This window comes from Streptomyces verrucosisporus (assembly GCF_017114865.1).
GTDB classification, from domain to species: Bacteria; Actinomycetota; Actinomycetes; order Streptomycetales; family Streptomycetaceae; genus Streptomyces; species Streptomyces fenghuangensis.
In genome coordinates this window covers 70,222-85,639 of record NZ_JADEYH010000022.1, presented here as the reverse complement: position 1 = coordinate 85,639, position 15,418 = coordinate 70,222, and the positions used below count along the sequence as shown (strand labels likewise).

18 protein-coding genes are annotated in these 15,418 nt (G+C 72.9%); 9 read left to right on the top strand and 9 right to left on the bottom strand.

The window, feature by feature from the left end; genetic code table 11:
• The first annotated feature begins 196 nt into the window (after positions 1-196).
• Entirely contained in the window at positions 197-541 is a 345-nt protein-coding gene (locus IQ279_RS21395; RefSeq protein ID WP_206350577.1) for an STAS domain-containing protein, read from the top strand.
• 169 nt (positions 542-710) lie between these two features.
• Entirely contained in the window at positions 711-1,331 is a 621-nt protein-coding gene (locus IQ279_RS21390) for a hypothetical protein (RefSeq protein WP_206350575.1), read from the top strand.
• Positions 1,332-2,023: 692 nt separating this feature from the next.
• Here IQ279_RS21390 and IQ279_RS21385 read toward each other — a convergent pair.
• Together IQ279_RS21385 and IQ279_RS21380 are read right to left on the bottom strand one after the other, a co-directional pair.
• Positions 2,024-2,968, bottom strand: a complete 945-nt coding sequence (locus IQ279_RS21385; protein WP_206350573.1) for an NAD-dependent epimerase/dehydratase family protein — start codon at positions 2,966-2,968, stop codon at positions 2,024-2,026.
• 35 nt (positions 2,969-3,003) lie between these two features.
• The gene (locus tag IQ279_RS21380; protein WP_206350572.1) at positions 3,004-3,942 is read right to left on the bottom strand and encodes an alpha/beta hydrolase family protein; all 939 of its coding nucleotides are present in this window, start codon (positions 3,940-3,942) and stop codon (positions 3,004-3,006) included.
• Between the two features lie 268 nt (positions 3,943-4,210).
• Between IQ279_RS21380 and IQ279_RS21375 the strand changes: the two genes are divergently transcribed.
• On the top strand, positions 4,211-4,807 hold the full coding sequence (locus IQ279_RS21375; RefSeq protein WP_443742679.1) for a TetR/AcrR family transcriptional regulator: 597 nt from the start codon (positions 4,211-4,213) through the stop codon (positions 4,805-4,807).
• A 148-nt stretch (positions 4,808-4,955) separates the two neighbouring features.
• Positions 4,956-5,750 (top strand): zinc finger domain-containing protein, encoded by a 795-nt coding sequence (locus IQ279_RS28950; RefSeq protein WP_443742678.1) that lies wholly within the window; start codon positions 4,956-4,958, stop codon positions 5,748-5,750.
• Positions 5,751-5,910: 160 nt separating this feature from the next.
• On the opposite strand, the gene IQ279_RS21370 is transcribed toward IQ279_RS28950, so the two are convergent.
• Together IQ279_RS21370 and IQ279_RS21365 are read right to left on the bottom strand one after the other, a co-directional pair.
• Positions 5,911-6,879, bottom strand: coding sequence for a pyridoxal-phosphate dependent enzyme (locus tag IQ279_RS21370; protein WP_206350570.1), 969 nt, complete (start codon positions 6,877-6,879; stop codon positions 5,911-5,913).
• A 62-nt stretch (positions 6,880-6,941) separates the two neighbouring features.
• Positions 6,942-7,562, bottom strand: a complete 621-nt coding sequence (locus IQ279_RS21365; RefSeq protein WP_206350569.1) for an L-threonylcarbamoyladenylate synthase — start codon at positions 7,560-7,562, stop codon at positions 6,942-6,944.
• 139 nt (positions 7,563-7,701) lie between these two features.
• Between IQ279_RS21365 and IQ279_RS21360 the strand changes: the two genes are divergently transcribed.
• Both IQ279_RS21360 and IQ279_RS21355 read left to right on the top strand, forming a co-directional pair.
• Positions 7,702-8,712: an ATP-binding cassette domain-containing protein gene (locus tag IQ279_RS21360; protein WP_206350568.1), complete on the top strand. Its 1,011-nt coding sequence runs from the start codon at positions 7,702-7,704 to the stop codon at positions 8,710-8,712.
• Positions 8,709-9,518, top strand: a complete 810-nt coding sequence (locus tag IQ279_RS21355) for an ABC transporter permease (protein WP_206350567.1) — start codon at positions 8,709-8,711, stop codon at positions 9,516-9,518. Before IQ279_RS21360 ends, IQ279_RS21355 begins: the two co-directional genes overlap by 4 nt.
• Before the next feature lie 78 nt (positions 9,519-9,596).
• Here IQ279_RS21355 and IQ279_RS21350 read toward each other — a convergent pair whose 3' ends face one another.
• The 3 genes from IQ279_RS21350 to IQ279_RS21340 all read right to left on the bottom strand — a co-directional run bounded on the left by IQ279_RS21350 (position 9,597) and on the right by IQ279_RS21340 (position 10,739).
• Positions 9,597-9,737 carry a DUF6126 family protein gene (locus IQ279_RS21350; protein WP_165869437.1) on the bottom strand — a complete coding sequence of 47 codons (141 nt, stop codon included), beginning with the start codon at positions 9,735-9,737 and terminating at the stop codon, positions 9,597-9,599.
• Positions 9,738-9,798: 61 nt separating this feature from the next.
• Positions 9,799-10,371 carry a helix-turn-helix domain-containing protein gene (locus tag IQ279_RS21345; protein WP_241028496.1) on the bottom strand — a complete coding sequence of 191 codons (573 nt, stop codon included), beginning with the start codon at positions 10,369-10,371 and terminating at the stop codon, positions 9,799-9,801.
• 119 nt (positions 10,372-10,490) lie between these two features.
• On the bottom strand, positions 10,491-10,739 hold the full coding sequence (locus tag IQ279_RS21340; protein WP_206350565.1) for a hypothetical protein: 249 nt from the start codon (positions 10,737-10,739) through the stop codon (positions 10,491-10,493).
• 351 nt (positions 10,740-11,090) lie between these two features.
• Here IQ279_RS21340 and IQ279_RS21335 point away from each other — a divergent pair, with 351 nt between their 5' ends.
• On the top strand, positions 11,091-11,486 hold the full coding sequence (locus tag IQ279_RS21335) for a BlaI/MecI/CopY family transcriptional regulator (RefSeq protein WP_206350563.1): 396 nt from the start codon (positions 11,091-11,093) through the stop codon (positions 11,484-11,486).
• Positions 11,487-11,493: 7 nt separating this feature from the next.
• Positions 11,494-12,435: a M48 family metalloprotease gene (locus IQ279_RS21330; protein WP_206350561.1), complete on the top strand. Its 942-nt coding sequence runs from the start codon at positions 11,494-11,496 to the stop codon at positions 12,433-12,435.
• A gap of 66 nt (positions 12,436-12,501) precedes the next feature.
• On the opposite strand, the gene IQ279_RS21325 is transcribed toward IQ279_RS21330, so the two are convergent.
• Entirely contained in the window at positions 12,502-13,485 is a 984-nt protein-coding gene (locus IQ279_RS21325) for a sporulation protein (protein WP_206350559.1), read from the bottom strand.
• A gap of 100 nt (positions 13,486-13,585) precedes the next feature.
• On the bottom strand, positions 13,586-13,807 hold the full coding sequence (locus tag IQ279_RS21320) for a hypothetical protein (protein WP_093848785.1): 222 nt from the start codon (positions 13,805-13,807) through the stop codon (positions 13,586-13,588).
• Between the two features lie 505 nt (positions 13,808-14,312).
• Here IQ279_RS21320 and IQ279_RS21315 point away from each other — a divergent pair.
• Positions 14,313-15,347: a sodium:calcium antiporter gene (locus tag IQ279_RS21315; protein WP_206350557.1), complete on the top strand. Its 1,035-nt coding sequence runs from the start codon at positions 14,313-14,315 to the stop codon at positions 15,345-15,347.
• Positions 15,348-15,418: the final 71 nt, after the last annotated feature.

Genomic DNA, 15,418 nt, shown 5'->3' with positions numbered 1-15,418 from the left:
CGGGCAGCCCGCTCCCGTCGCGCGGGGCACAAGGGCCTGACGCCGCACACACCTTCCCCGGCAGCGGGGAAGAGCGCGCTCACCCCTGCCCGGACCGGCGTCCGCCGGACCGGGCAGGGGCGGTGGTGAGACGCTGGAGGGAGAAGACGGACACAGGCGCGCAACCACCACCGGCCGGCACACGCAGGAGGCCGCCATGGCATACGAGCCGCAACCCGCCGCACGGGCGCACCGCCCGGCCCTGGCGATCACCGAGGCCGGGAGTCGCCGCGCCGTGCTCACCGTCTCCGGCCGGCTGGACTCCGGAACACTCGGCGAACTGGAGGAGCGGCTCGCGGACCCGCGGCTGCTCGGCGCCCACGAGGTCGTGCTGGAGATGCACGGTCTGGACCACCTCGACCTGGCGTGCGCCTACGCCCTGCTCCGCGCGGCCACCGGACGGCCGGAGAACGCCGTACTGACCGTCCGCGGAGCCGACCGGACCGTCCTGCGGACCCTGCACGCCGTCGGCCTGGACGCGGTCGCGGTGATCGAGGCGTGACAGCGGGCGCCCGTGCCCGGCCGCGCCCCGGCCCCGTCTTTCCCCGGCGCGGGCGGGACCGCCGATCTTTACGGGCAGGGGGCGGGGCGCTACCGTCGGCCTCGCCGTTGCCAGCCCGACGCCGCCCGCTGGAGTCCCCATGCGCCGAACCGTGCCCGCAGCGGTTCTGATGTCCTTATCCCTGTCCCTGCCCCTCACCGGTTGCGGTGCGGGAGGGGAGCCGGCCCCTCCGGCCGCCCCCGACCCCTCCGCCTCGGCGACCGCCGGACCCTCGCGGGCGGCATCCGCCAGGCCGTCTGCGGTACCGGCCGGGAAGACCTTCGCCTGGCCGGACGGCCTGGAGGCGACGGCGACGGTACTGGGACGGCTGCGTCCGGCCGACCGCACCGACGTCCAGGGCGGCACGGTGGACGACAAGCGGCTGGCCGGGGCCCGCGAGAAGCTGCTGGGGCAGAGCGGCGAGCCGCTGGGACTGCGCGTGAAGCTGACCAACAACGGCGATACGCCCCTCGACCTGGACGCGGTGGAGGTCCAGTGGGTGGGGGTCGAGGTGGGCGGCATGGCCCAGAGGGCCGACGGGGACGGCGGCTTCGAGGGCGAGCTGGCGCCGGGCGAGAGCGCGACGGAACTGAGCGCCTGGGCCGTGCCCGACATCGTGGCCGTCGGCTACCAGGTACTCGTATGGCCCGAGGGCGCCCGCAACGGCGCGGCCGGGCAGTTCTCCGGCGCCGTCCCGGGAGCGTCCCTCCGCCCGCCGCAGGGCGGTGACCACGACCACTCCGGCCACTAGCGCCGCGTCGGTCAAGGTCCGCCCGGTGGCGAGGCGGTCCGGTGCCGTGCGATCGCAAGGCGGCCCAAAGCCGCATGCGGTTGCCCTACCTGGGCTTTCGGTCGACGCGGCGAGCGTACGTGCCAGGGAGGCGAGTGGGGTGAACCTTGACCGACGCGGCACCGGCTCGACTCTGCCGGGGATCTTGGGGATCCCCGGCGGGGCGGCGTGGTCAACGGGCATGCTCGGTCCTGTTCAAGGCCCGATGCGGTTGTCGGGGGTGCCCGTTGTCGCCCCGCGCCCGTTCCGGTGGGCGAGTCCCTTCTCCGGCCGTGCCAGCCGGCCACCGTCCGTGTGCTTGCAGTTCCTGCTCGGTCTGTTGGACCGGCAGGCGGCCGCGGCGGTTCGCTGCCGCATCGATTGCACGTACGCGCCGGCCATGGAACTGGACGGTCCCGGCTTCCACCACAGCGCGCCGATCGACTTCCGCGGGCGTCTCAGCCGACGGCCGCCGACCGGAGAAGACCTCCGTCCCGGCCGCCGGCCGACTTCCAGAACTCCCCGGACCGGCGCGGGATCCCCCGGCCGAGGTCCTGGCGGCCCGCCACGGACTGAGCGGACGACATCAAGATCCCCGACAGAGTCGGGCCGGCACCCCGACAGAGTCGGGCCGGCACCCCGGCGCGGCCGGGCCGCGCCGGGGCGGATCCGGTTCAGCTGTCGTTGCCGGCGCGCAGCCAGGCGATGTAGTCGGCGGTGGCACGTTCGGTGTCGTATTCGGGCTGGTAGCCGGTGTCCTCGTTGAGGCGACTGATGTCGAGGACGAGGTGCGGTGTGGTGCCTCCGGTGGGGAGGTCGGCCCGGGCCCCGGGTGCCGCCTTCTTGATGGCCTGGCCGACCTGGGCGTTGGTGGTGGCGCGGCCGGAGCCGACGTTGTAGGTGCGGTGGTTCAGCCGGTCCGCGAGTTGGAGGAGGGCGATCGCCCGGCCGGTGTCTTTGACGTACGTGAGGTCGAGCCCGTCCTCGGCATGGGCCGGGTGGACGAGATGGGTGAGGTCCGGGGCCGTGCCGCGGGCGGCGGCGTGTACGAGGGCGGGTGCGGCGAAGAAGGGGTCAAGGTGGCCGAGCGGACCCCAGGTGCCGGAGATGCGGTAGTTGACGATGTCGAGGTCCGTGGTGTCGGCGAGGAAACCGCCGAGCATTTCGCCGATCTTCTTGAAGGTCGGGATGGAGACGGACGCGGTCATCGGCAGTGGAGTGTCCTCGCGCAGCGGCCCGTCGCCCGGGGCACCGAAGTAGACGCCGATCGTGCTGGCGATGCCAAGGCGCCGTACGCCCCACTCCTGGGCGGCCTCGACGGTGTTCAGCAGCCCGTTGAGCGCCTGCCGGGTCGCGTCGACGGGTGCGTCGGGGACGGGCGGCCAGGGGTAGGAGCCGGCCAGGTGGACGATGCCGGTGATGTCGTGGCGTCGGCCGACGGCGAGGAGGGCCGAGCGGTCGGTGACGTCCACCTGCTCGACCTTCACACCAGCCCCGTCGAGCACGGGCGGGAGCCGTCGGGCGCTGCGCTGGATCGCGACGCACTCCTCGCCCAGGTCGAGCAGGGCACGCACGGTGTGGGATCCGATGAAGCCGAGGCCTCCGGTGACGAGGATCATGATGTGTCCTTACGCGTAGAGGTGCCGTCGGCGGTTCACTTGCTCCGCAGGGTCCCGAGCGGCTCGGGGTTCTCCTCCAGGGCGGTGGCCGCCGCCTTCCAGCCGGTGTCGTCGCCGAGGAGGGTGCTGCGCAGGAAGGCCGTGGTGACCTGCTGGACCAGAGCGACGCGGGCGGGGCTCTCGTCGGTGGTCTCGGCGGACTGGTGGCCGGGGATGCCGCCGAGCGAGTGCTCCGCCCCGAACAGGGTGAGCAGGCTCTTGCCGGCGGGGCTGTGGGTGTAGGGGTCGGTGAACCAGTCCGGCCCGCGGGTGGACAGGCGGGACCGGTCGTTGTCGCCGGCGACGATGAGGGCCGAGGTGGTCATGGTGTCGAAGGACGGCCTCATGAAGGGGAAGTGCTCGGCGGCGAACGGAGTCAGGTCGTCGCCGAGTCCGGTGAGGGCCAGCAGCACCCCGGCCTTCACGCGGGTGTCGGACATGTCCTCGCCGGGAGTCCCGTCGGCGTCCAGGACGCGGGCGCCCAGCAGCGTGCTGACCGTCTGCGCTCCCCAGGAGTGGCCGGCCACGGCGACGCGGTCGTGATCAACACGCCCGGCGAGGCCCGGTACGGACGCCTCCAGGACGGCGAGTCGGTCCAGCACGCGCGTGATGTCCTCGATCCGGTAGCGCCAAATACGCGGAGTGCGGGGGTCTTCGGCGGGAATGGAGAGCGTGCGGGAGTCCAGATGGGTGGGCTGGATGACGACGAAGCCGTGCGCGGCCCAGTGGTCGGACAGCGGGGCGTAGCCGTCCATCGACCAGCCGAAGCCGTGCGAGAAGACGATTACCGGCAGGTCGCGGCCGGACACCGGGGCGGAGACTCGAACCTGGAGATCCTCGCCGCGCTCGCCGGGAGCGGGCAGGGTCACCGGCTTAACGGACACCACGGCGGCGGGTGCCTCCCGGGGCGTGGTCAGGCTGCTGGAGTCGGACATGGAAGTGCCTTTCGGTGGGTTTCTTCTGCGTTCAGGTTCGGTGGGGACCGAGGGCGGGCCGCGCGTTTCTCCCTGTCCGCGCGGCATCTGCGCCGAAGGGCGGGGGCCGGCGCGTTCCTGCAGCTCCCGGCGGGTGCGGCGTGGAGATCACGACGGCCTGGCCGCCAGCTCCTCGGTCTGGCACCATGAATGAAACGGAACTTGGTTCCATTTACAATACGGAACGATGTTCCGTATTGTAAGGGTGATCACGGAAGGAAGTGCCTCGGTGAACGCGAGCAGCCCTCGCCAGGGAAGTTCGGCCGCTTCCAAGCGCAAGGACGCCCGGCGTAATCAGCAGACCCTGCTGGACGCCGCGGCCGCGGTCTTCGTCACCTCGGGCGTGGACGCGCCGGTGCGCGAGATCGCCTCCAAGGCCGGTGTCGGGCTCGGCACGTTCTACCGCCACTTCCCCAACCGGGCCGACCTCGTCATCGCCGTCTACCGCCACCAGGTCGACACCTGCGCCGAAGCCGGCCCGACCCTGCTGGCGGAGAGTCCGACACCCTTCGCGGCCCTCGAACGCTGGGTTGACCTCTTCGTCGACTTCCTCGTCACCAAACACGGCCTGGCCGCCGCGATGCAGGCCGACACCACCGGCTTCGAGGCGCTGCACACCTACTTCCTCGACCGCCTCGTACCGGTGTGCACCCAGCTTCTCGACGCCGCAGCCGCCGCCGACGAGATCCGCACCGACCTCGACGCCTACCACCTCATGCGCGGCATCGGAAACCTCTGCATCGGCACCGACGGCGACCCCCGTTACGACGCGCGCCGGCTGATCGCACTCCTCCTCGAGGGGCTACGCCGGCCACACCGACCGTGACGCCCTCGATTGACGCATACCTCCCACAAACGGCCCCTTCCGCGAGGAGCGTCAATCCCGGGCCGCCGGACTCCCGCTGATCCCGGATCGGTTCGCAGAACCCGTTCCCACTCAGAAGCGGGACGGACCCTCCTCCGAGACTTGCACGGTGCGAGGATCCGGGCCCGTGGCAGGCCTTCAGCCCCCTTCCCCGACCGGCCGGCCGGGCACCGACGACGCCGAACAGCACGCCTGTCCGAAGTGCGACACCCAGACCGGCTCGCCGTGCCGCTCGCGCGGCGGCGCGGTCGCCTCCGCCCGCCACACCCGCCGCTTCGCCCTGGTGCCCCGGCCGGGGCCGGCACCCGGGTCCGCGTACGGCCCCGGTTCGAGGAGGCGCTGTGGACGGCGCGGGAGGTCAAGGCGGACGTCCCGCACTGCCGGGGCATCCCGACCGTGTACGAAGTGGAGCGCCTCGGCCGCGACGCCGCCGAACTCACGGCCCTCACCGACCGCCTCACCGCCCACGGCCTGGTCCTGGAGACGCTCGCCGGCCCGACCGGCATCTACGCCCCGGGCGAGCCCGGGAAAGCCGCTGTTCGCGTTCTCCGCGGCGATGGCGGGAACCGAGCGGGAGGACATCCGGGGGCCGTCGCCGGAGGGGCTCGACACGCGGCCCGCGAGGGGCGAGCACGGCGGCCGGCCCCCGGTCATCACCGGCGACATGCTCCACCCTGTGCTGCGGTGCAGCGCGTCCGGCGAGTCCGTCGGGCAGATCCAGCCCGACCTGGCCGTTCCCACCAGCAGCCGCAGGGGTTGGAACCCCTCCGCCGCCGGCATCCACCGGGCGCTCGCCGGGCACGCCGGGCGCGAGGCATGCCCGGAAGCCCCCGGACGGGCCCACGCCGACTTCGCCGGCCTTCCGGGCCGGCGAGGCCCCGGGCCCCCGTCTCGACCTCCCTGACCGAGCGCCACTCTGATCACAGGGAGCTACTCGTCACCCTCCCCGTAGCTTCGGGAGAACAGGGCCCTGACCGACGCGGCACCGGGCCACGCGGGCCCCGCCGTCCGCCGGCCGGGCGGTGTACGGCGGGGCCCGGGGTGCGTGCGGTGCCCCGGCGGGATCAGCCCCCGAGGAGCTCGGCGAAGCGCTGCGCGCCGACGTTGCCACCGGAGACGATGACGCCGATACGGCGAGGCAGAGGATCCGGGCGTCCGGCGAGCACGGCCGCCAGGGCGGCGGCGCCGCTGGGCTCGACGACCGTTTTCAGCCGTTCGAAGGTCAGCCGCATCGCCTCGCGGATCCGGTCGTCGTCCACCAGGACGATCTCGTCGACCAGCCGGCGGTTGACGGAGAAGGTCAGCTCTCCCGGCGTCTCCGCGGCCAGACCGTCGGCGATGGTGCGCGGCACGGGGATCGAGACACGTCCTCCCGCCTCCAGCGAACGCCTGGTGTCGTCCCCGGCCTCCGGCTCGACGCCGATCACCCGGATCCCGGGCAGCAGCCCCTTGGCGGCCGTGGCGCTGCCGGCGATCAGCCCGCCGCCGCCGATCGGAGCCACCAGGGCGTCGAGCTCGCCCACCTCCTCGATCAGTTCCAGCGCGGCGGTGCCCTGGCCGGCGATGATGTGCGGGTGCTCGTAGGGCGGGATCAGCGTCAGCCCGCGCTCGGCGGCCAGCGCCTCGCCCAGGGCGACCCGGTCGCCGGTGTAGCGGTCGTAGGTGACGATCTCCGCTCCGTATCCGGCGGTGGCCTCCAGCTTGGAGCGGGGGGTGTCCTCGGGCATCAGGATCACGGCGGTGGTGCCCAGCTCACGCGCGGCCAGGGCGACGGCCTGTGCGTGGTTGCCCGAGGAGTAGGCGGCGATGCCCCGGGCCAGTTGCTCGGACGACAGGCGTGAGGCGGCGTTGTAGGCGCCGCGGAACTTGAAGGCCCCGACGCGCTGGAGGTTCTCGCACTTGAGGAAGACCTCCGCGCCGGCGAGGGAGTCCAGGGTGCGTGAGCGCAGCACGGGGGTGCGGTGGGCGACGCCCTCGATCCGCGCCGCGGCGTCGCGGACGTCCTCCAGCGTGACAGGAGGGGTGCTCGTCATGTCGGTGCCTCCATCGGGGGCGTCGGGAACAGGGGACCTGGGTACGGGAGGCGCCGGCCCGGTTACTCGAACCGGGAGGTGTCGCCCGCTCCTCGGCGCACGATCTCCGCCTCGCCCCCGGAGAAGTCGACGACCGTGGTCGGCTCGGTGCCGCAGTCGCCCGAGTCCAGCACGGCGTCGACCACGTGGTCGAGCCGCTCCTTGATCTCCCAGCCCTGCGTCAGCGGCTCCTCCTCGCCGGGCAGGAGCAGGGTGCTGGACAGCAGCGGCTCGCCGAGCTCGTCGAGCAGGGCCCGGGTGACGACATGGTCGGGGATGCGGACCCCCACCGTCTTCTTCTTCGGATGCAGCAACTGGCGCGGCACCTCCTTCGTCGCGGGAAGGATGAAGGTGTAGCTGCCGGGCGTGGCCGCCTTGATCGCCCGGAACACGTCGTTGTCGATGCGCACGAACCGGCTCATCTGCGCGAAGTCCCGGCACGCCAGGGTGAAGTGGTGGCGGTCGTCGAGGTTCCTGATCGACCTGATCCGGGCGATGCCGTCGCGGTTGCCCAGCCGGCACCCCAGCGCGAAGCAGGAGTCCGTGGGGTACGCGACGAGCCCGCCGGACCGGATGCCGTCCACCACGGTGCCGATGGTGCGCTGCTGGGGGTTGTCGGGGTGCACGTCGAAATACCTCGCCATCCCGCCGACCCTACGCGATCCGGCCACTGCGGAGTTTGTCAGTGGCGTGCGTCACAGTTGTCCATGGGGTCGCCGCTCCCCGAGGCGGGGGCCCGGATGCGGCACCCGAACGCGACCTCGGTTCGAGGAGGCGAACCTCATGGCACGCTCGTACGCGATCCAGGCCGAGGGCCTGGCCAAACGCTTCAAGGACACCAGGGCGCTGGACGGCGTGGACCTGGAGGCCCGCACCGGGACGGTGCTGGGGCTGCTCGGACCGAACGGAGCGGGCAAGACCACCGCCGTGCGGATCTTCGCCACCCTGCTCCAGCCGGACGCGGGGCGGGCCGAGGTCGCCGGCCACGACGTGGTGCGCGAGGCGGGGGTCGTGCGCTCCCTGATCGGTCTGACCGGCCAGTACGCGGCGGTCGACGAGAACCTCACCGGCACGGAGAACCTGCTGTTGATCGGGCGGCTGCTGGGGATCCCCAGGCGCCCGGCGAAGGCACGGGCTGCCGAGCTGCTGGAGCGCTTCGGGCTGACGGAGGCGTCCGGGCGCGCGGTGAAGACGTTCTCGGGAGGCATGCGGCGCAGGCTGGACCTGGCGGCGAGTCTGGTGGGCCGGCCCAGCATCCTCTTCCTCGACGAGCCGACGACCGGCCTCGACCCGCGCAGCCGCGGGGAGCTGTGGGACATGCTGCGCGGGCTGGTCGCCGAGGGCGTGACCGCGCTGCTGACCACGCAGTACCTGAACGAGGCGGATCTGCTCGCCGACCGGATCGTGGTGATCGACAGGGGCAGGGTCATCGCCGAGGGCACCCCCGACGAGCTGAAGTCGCAGGTGGGCGGCCAGGTGCTCCAGGTGCGGCCGGTACGGGAGGGCGACCTGGCGGCCGCGCACTCCCTGGTGGCGCGGGCGGCCGGGCCCCAGACCCGGATCGAGGGAGAGGCGGTCACGGTGCCGGTCGGCGATCCGGAGCTGATGCCCGCGGTGGTCCGCAGCCTGGACGGAGCCGGTATCGCGGTCGGCGAGCTGATGCTGCGCCGCTCTTCGCTGGACGAGGTCTTCCTCGCGCTGACCGGCCACCGTACCGGGCCGGACGGGGGACGGCGGGAGGCGGACGCCCGGGCCGGGGAGCGGAAGGAGGAGAGGACGGTGAGCACATCATGACCGCCACGGCAGCCGGCGCGCCCATCGGGGCCGGCGGCAGGGTCCGCCCGGGCGCCGGACTGCGGCAGACCGCCACCATGGCGTGGCGCAGCCTGGTCGCCATCAAGCACAACCCGCTCGAGCTCGTCGACTACAGCATCACACCGATCATGTTCGTCTTCCTCTTCACCTATGTGCTCGGTGGCCAGATGGCCGGGTCGCCCGATGTCTACCTGACGTACGCGTTGCCGGGGATCATCGTCCAGAACACCCTGTTCATGACCACCTACACGGCGCTGGCCCTCAACACCGACCTCACCAAGGGCGTCTTCGACCGGCTGCGCAGCCTGCCGATAGCCCGTTCCGCCCCGCTGATCGGCCGGATCACAGCCGACCTGGCCAAGCATGTGTGGGCGATGCTGCTGATGGTCGCCCTCGGTCTGGCGCTCGGCTTCCGCGTCACCGGTGGCTTCGGCGGCTTCCTGGCGGGTGCGCTGCTGCTCATCGTCTTCGCGGCGGCGGTGTCCTGGTGCGCGGTGCTGATCGGCATGCTGGCGGGCGACGCGGAGAAGGTTCAGGCGTTCGGCTTCACTCTGATCTTCCCCATCACCTTCACCAGCAGTGCCTTCGTCGTCGTCGACACCATGCCCGGCTGGCTCCAGGCCTGGGCGGACGTCAACCCGGTCACCCATCTGTCGGACGCGTACCGCGGTCTGCTGCTGGGCGGCGAGGTGGGTCGGCCGCTGCTGTGGTCGCTGGTCTGGGCGGTGGGGATAGCGGCGGTCTTCTACCCGCCGGCGATGAGGGCCTACCGGGCCAAGACCTGAGGGGGCGGGCGGTCCTTCCCGCCCGGAGCCGGTGCGCGGCCGGAAACGCCGCGCACCGGCCCCGCGGCGGCGGGGGGGTTACTCGCCTCCGAGCGTGAACAGCAGGTAGAGGAAGAACGCGAAGACGTGACCCGCGACTATGTAGGCGAACAGGCGGAGAACGAGTCCGCGGGGGAAGCGGCCGTCGCCGCGCTCGACGCCGGTGTCCTCACTCGGCATGGGTGTCACCTTCCAGAGGTCGCGATGAGTCGGTGTGCCGCCGGGCACCTCGCCGGACGGGTCACCCCCCGCCTCCCAGGCACAGATCGCCGACGTTGCTCCGCAGCAGTGTGTGGACGAAGAGCAGGTCGGCCCCCTCCGGGGGGACGGCGGTGATCCGGTGGGGCGTCAGGCTGTCGTAGTGGGCCGAGTCGCCGGGGCCGAGAAGGTGCTCGTCGCTCCCCAGGGCAAGGCGGAGGCGGCCGGTGAGGACATGCAGCCACTCCTCTCCGGCGTGGGTGCGGACCAGGTCGTTCTGGGCGTCCGGGGGTATGTGGACGCGCAGTGCCTGCATGGCCCGCCGTGATCCGCCGGCCTGCCGGTAGACCCAGCCGCCGGCCTCGACCGGTTCCACCTGCCCGGCCCGGATGACCGGATCCCTGTCGGGGGGAGTCTCGCCCAGCAGGTCCGCGACCGTGGTGCCGTAGGTCCGGGCGAGGGCCAGCAGGAGGGGCAGCGACGGCTGGCGCTGCCCGGTCTCCAGACGGGACAGGTGAGCCGGGGACAGATCGAGCCGCTCGGCGGCGGCCTCCAGGGTGAGTCCGCCCCGCCTGCGCAGCTCGCGCAGGCGGGGCGCGACACGGGGCAGATCCATGCCCGTGTCAGGAGTCCTCTGGCTCATGCATTCATTGAGCCACGTTTGTGCCTGCGGGGCAAGCGATTTGTCTCACGGGCAAGATCGAATGGTGCGAAAGCGGCTTTCCGCTCTGATTTTCAGCTCGGGAGGGCGGGTCGCGCCACCGCGATGATTCCCGCTGCCTTGTCCGCCCGGTCCCTCAGCCCGGAAGGACCCTCAGGAAAACGGACGGGAGGAAGTCGTGGACGGCGGTGCTCCACGTCGGGGTGGTGGGCCGCACCCTCGACGCCCTCGGCGCGGCCGCCGGGGAGCGTGCGGACGAGGCGCCCGGCCACGGCGATGTGGTCACGGGAGCCGGTCACGCCGTTGACGGTCAGGAGCGGCACACCGGTGTCCGCGGCTCACCGCAGGCCCTTGCCGATCCGGCTGACCGACCGGGGCGGCCGTCGGTGCGCTGCGCGCACGCGAGCAGGCGCTGCCGGGTCAGGCGGGAGGCCTGACCGGAGCGCCGACGTGGGCGCCTGCGTGAAGGTTCTGACCCGTATGCTCGCGTTCCCGGACGACGTCGGAGCGGACCGACGGGTGCGCGCCGGCGTCGCGGCCCGGCCCGGCCGCCGAAGACCTCCCGGCCCACGGAGGCGCGGAGGCCTCGGAGTGCCGGTCCGGCCACCGCTCGCCTACGATGTACGGCCGGCCCGGCCGGGGTGACGGGGGCATGGCTGGAAGGAGACGGCAGGGTGGACCAGGAGAGGACCGGGCGGCCCCGTGCGCGCCGGCGCGGCCAGGGCGAGCTGGAGGTGCAGGTGCTGTCGGCACTGCGCCAGGCCCCGGGGCCGGTGGACACCGCCTGGGTGCGGGAGCGGCTCGGCGGCGATCTGGCGTACACCACCGTGATCACCATTCTGACCCGGCTGCTGGCCAAGGACGCGGTGGTGCGGGAGAAGGCGGGACGCTCGTTCGTGTGGTCGCCGACGGCGGACGAGGCGGGGCTGGCGGCGCTGCGCATGCGGCGGGTGCTGGACGGGGAGAGTGACCGTCAGGCGGTGCTGGCGAGTTTTGTGACCTCCCTGCCGCCGGGAGACGAGCGGATGCTGCGGGAGTTGCTGGAGCGGGCCGAAGAGCCGGGGGAATGAGGCGGTTGTGGGGGTCTTCGTCTTCCTGCCGCTGGTGCTGCCGCTGACGGTCTGGCCGATCGCACGCCTGGCCGAGCAGCATCTGCACCCGCGCACCGCCACGGTGCTGCTGTCGGCGGCGGCCGGCGTGCTGGCGGTGTGCAGCACGGTGTGCCTGGTACTGCTGATGGTGGTGGGCACCGCACAGCTGCCGGGCAACCCGCTGCCGGACGGCTGGTCGGACGAGGAGGTACGTGAGGCGGTCCCCTACGACGAGGTCGCGGGCCGGGCGGCCATCCCCGCCCTGCTGGCGGTCGTGGCGGCCTGCGGGCGGACGCTGTGGGTGCACCACCGGGTGCGGCGCCGGGCGGTACGGGCGCTGACGGGTGCGCGCGGCCGATCGGTGGCGGTGCTGCCCGACGGCGAGCCGTACGCGTACGCGCTTCCCGCGGGCCGGGGCCGGCGGGGACGGGTGGTGGTGTCCACGACGATGCTGTCGTGCCTGGGGGGCGGGGAACGGCGGGTGCTGTTCGCGCACGAGCGGGCGCATCTGGCCGGCCGGCACCACAGGTTTCTGCTGGCGGTGCACCTGGCCGCGCGGGCGAACCCCTTCCTGCGGCCGCTGCGGACGGCGGTGTCCTACACGACGGAGCGATGGGCGGACGAGGAGGCGGCGGAGGCGGTCGGCAGCCGGCGGGCGGTGGCCCGGGCGGTGGGCAGGGCCGCGCTGGTCTCCCGTGGTACCGGACCGGCCGCGGCGCTCGCCCGTTTCGCCGCGGCCGGTCCGGTGCCGCGGCGGGTGGCCGCCCTGCTGGAGCCCGCTCCGGTGGTGCGCAGCTGGCCGCCGGTGTTCACCACCGCGGGACTGGCGGCCTGGACGGCCGCTGCGGGGACGACCGTCTCGGCGCTGTCGTCGGCGAACTCCGCCGTCACCCTGTTCCTCGTGCTGAAGGCGGCCACCCCGCTGTAGACCGCCGGAAGCGGTGGCTGGAGTCCGGGCCGCGTGTCACCGCGGCCCGGACACAGGTCTCGCGGGTCAGCCCTCGTCGCCCTCACCCTCGTCCTCGAAGGCGTCGCCGATCTCGTCGACGACCTCGGCCGCGACCAGCCCGCCGGCGACGCCGACCGCGAGCCCGGCCGCGCCCGCGGCGATGGCGGTGCCCATGCCGGGGCCGGAGCGGTGGCCGTCGTGGTGCTCGCCGTGGTGGCCGTAGGGGTCGGCGTGGCCGTACCCGCCGTGTGCCCCGTACGCGGCACGGTGTTCGACGAGCTGCCGGACCCAGCCGTCCACCTCGGTGTTCCAGTCGCGGACGTCCTGGTGCCCGACGGCGAACCGGGTGAGGGCGTCGTGCCCGCCGGAGAACAGGCCACCGCGCTTGTCGGCCTCCAGCACCACCTCCATACCGCCGGGGTGGGCCAGGAAGGTCACCTCGAGCTCGTTGACCGCGTGCGCGTACTGCGGAGCGGGGGTGAGTTCGACCTCCTGGTAGAAGGGCAGGGTCTGGCCGGTGCCGTGGATGCGGCCGTACTCCAGGTCGGCGGACTTGAAGCCGAACCCGAGCTGCCCCAGAGCCTGCAGGACCGCCTCCTGCGCGGGCAGCGGGCGCACCGCCAGCGGGTCGAGGTCGCCCTTGTCCTTCGCGCCGGCCACGGCCAGCTCGGTGCGCACCCCGAGAACGATTCCCAGGGGCTGGCCGTACAGCTCGGTGACCGGGGTCTCCCACGGCAGCGTCACGGTGAACGGAACGGCGCGCTCCTCGCCCTCGGCCAGGCGGAAGCCGCCGGCCACGGTGAAACGCTCGAAGACGATCCCGCCCTCGGACTCGCCCTCCTCGTGCTCGACCTCGACGCGGGCGATCAGTTCCAGGGTGATGTGCTCGATGTCGAAGTCGGCGCTGCCACCCTTGAGATGCACCTGCCCGGACAGAGGACCGCCCGGCAGGGCCGCGCCCGGGTCCAGGACCGTGTCCACCGTGGGGCCGCCCACACCGAGCGAGCCGAGCAGCCGTTTGAACACCATCGCGGCGTTCTCCTTTACGTGTGCGTGTGTCTGTGCGTGTGAGGGCGCGCGGCACCGCGGCGGAGGCTGTGCCGTGCGCGGCGCCGCGCGGCCCCCGGGGTTACTTGGCGGTGGTGTCCAGCGCGGCCAGCGCCTGGGCCCAGCGGACGTACTTCAGTCCGGCCAGGTCGGCCACGGTCTTCACGCCGAACGCCTCGTCCAGCAGTTCGCCGTCGCGGTCGGAGACACCCTTCAGGGCGGAGACGGGCGCCTGGAGTATCTCCGGCAGGGCCTTGTCCGCCCACGCCTTGTCCAGCACCTTGTCCAGGTCGATCGAAGCCACGTACGCCCTCCCAGGCTGACGGTGTGTGAGTGAGGTGCGGGTGGGGGCGGAACGGCGTCCTAAGGCGCGTCACCGGGCGCGGAACGCCACGCCCTTCGCCCCGGAACCGCGACGGCCGGTCGGTGCGTTGACAGACCGGTCCTGCGGCCCGGCCCCCTGAGCCGTGGACCGCCGCGGCCCGTCCCGGCGGAACGCGCGCGGGCAGCGTGCGGCGCACACGACCTCCTCGTGTTTTCTACATGACTGTAGAAGGATAGAGGGTGCGAACCCCTGCCCGGGGCGTGCTGAGGTGACCGGAGCGGGAAAGGCCGAAAACGCACCCCTGAACGGGCGTCATCTCTCCCTCCCGCCCACCGTTCGTCCCTCACGGAGCCGCTGCCGCCCCGGGGAGCGGGTGAGGAGGAGACGAACGTCACCGCCGCATTCGGCCACTTCCGGTGGTCTGTTCGCCGGTGGGCTGGGCATGCGGCAGAGGACCGTGACGCGTGTGACGAGGAGAGTGCAGATGCTCGCAGCCTGGACCGGATCGTGGAGCCTGGGCTGGAGTATCGCGATCTTCCTGGCGGCCGCGGCCGTCACCGTGGTGTGCAGCGTCCGGCTCGCGGCGCTGGGCGACACCCTCGCCGACCGGACGGGCTGGGGCGAGGCGCTGTTCGGCGCGGTCTTCTTCGGACTGATCACCTCCCTGTCCGGCATCGTGATGACGGCGGTCAGCGCGATGGACGGTCAGCCCACCCTGGCGTACGGCAACGCGGTGGGCGGCATCGCGGCGCAGACCCTGGCGGTGGTGGTCGCCGACGCCTCCTACCGGAAGGTCAACCTGGAGCACGCCGCGGCCTCCCTGCCCAACGTGCTGTTCGGCTGCCTGCTCATAGCCCTGCTCGGCCTGGCGCTGATGGCCTCCTTCGGCCCCGAGGCCACGGTGCTGGGAGTGCACCCTGCCTCACTGGTGCTGGCGGCCTTCTACTGGGGCGGGATCCGGCTGATCCGTGATCAGGACGAGCCGATGTGGCGGGCGGTCCGCACCCGTGAGACCGTCCCGGACACACCGGACGAGGAGCGTTTCGCCGGGCGGGGCAGCCGAGGCCTGTGGGGGGAGTTCCTGGCGGTCGCGGGTCTGGTCGCGCTGGGCGGCTGGGCCGTGGCCCGGGCGGCCGAGAGCCTGCTGGACGTGACCGGGATGAACGCGGGTTTCGTCGGCGCGGTCCTGATGGGCGGGGTCAACGCGCTGCCGGAGACGGTGACGGCGGTCGCGGCGGTACGGCGCGGGGCGGTGACCCTGGCGATAGCGGCCATCGTGGGCGGCAACTGCCTGGACGTGCTCAACCTCGCCATCGGCGACCTCTTCTTCCGCGGCGGCTCCCTCTACCACGCGGCCGGCACCGACCAGCTCTTCCTCACCAGCGCCGCCCTGCTGATGACCACCGTGCTGCTGGGCGGCATGCTGGTGCGGCAGAAGCGCGGCTGGCTGCGGCTCGGATTCGACGGCATACTGCTGCTCGCCGTCTATCTGGGAAGCGTGGCCGTCCTCGCCCTCTGACGGGGCGGCTCCAGGCGGCAGGCAATGCCCGCGCGGCCTTCCGCACAGCGGCCTGCCCCCGTGCCGGTACG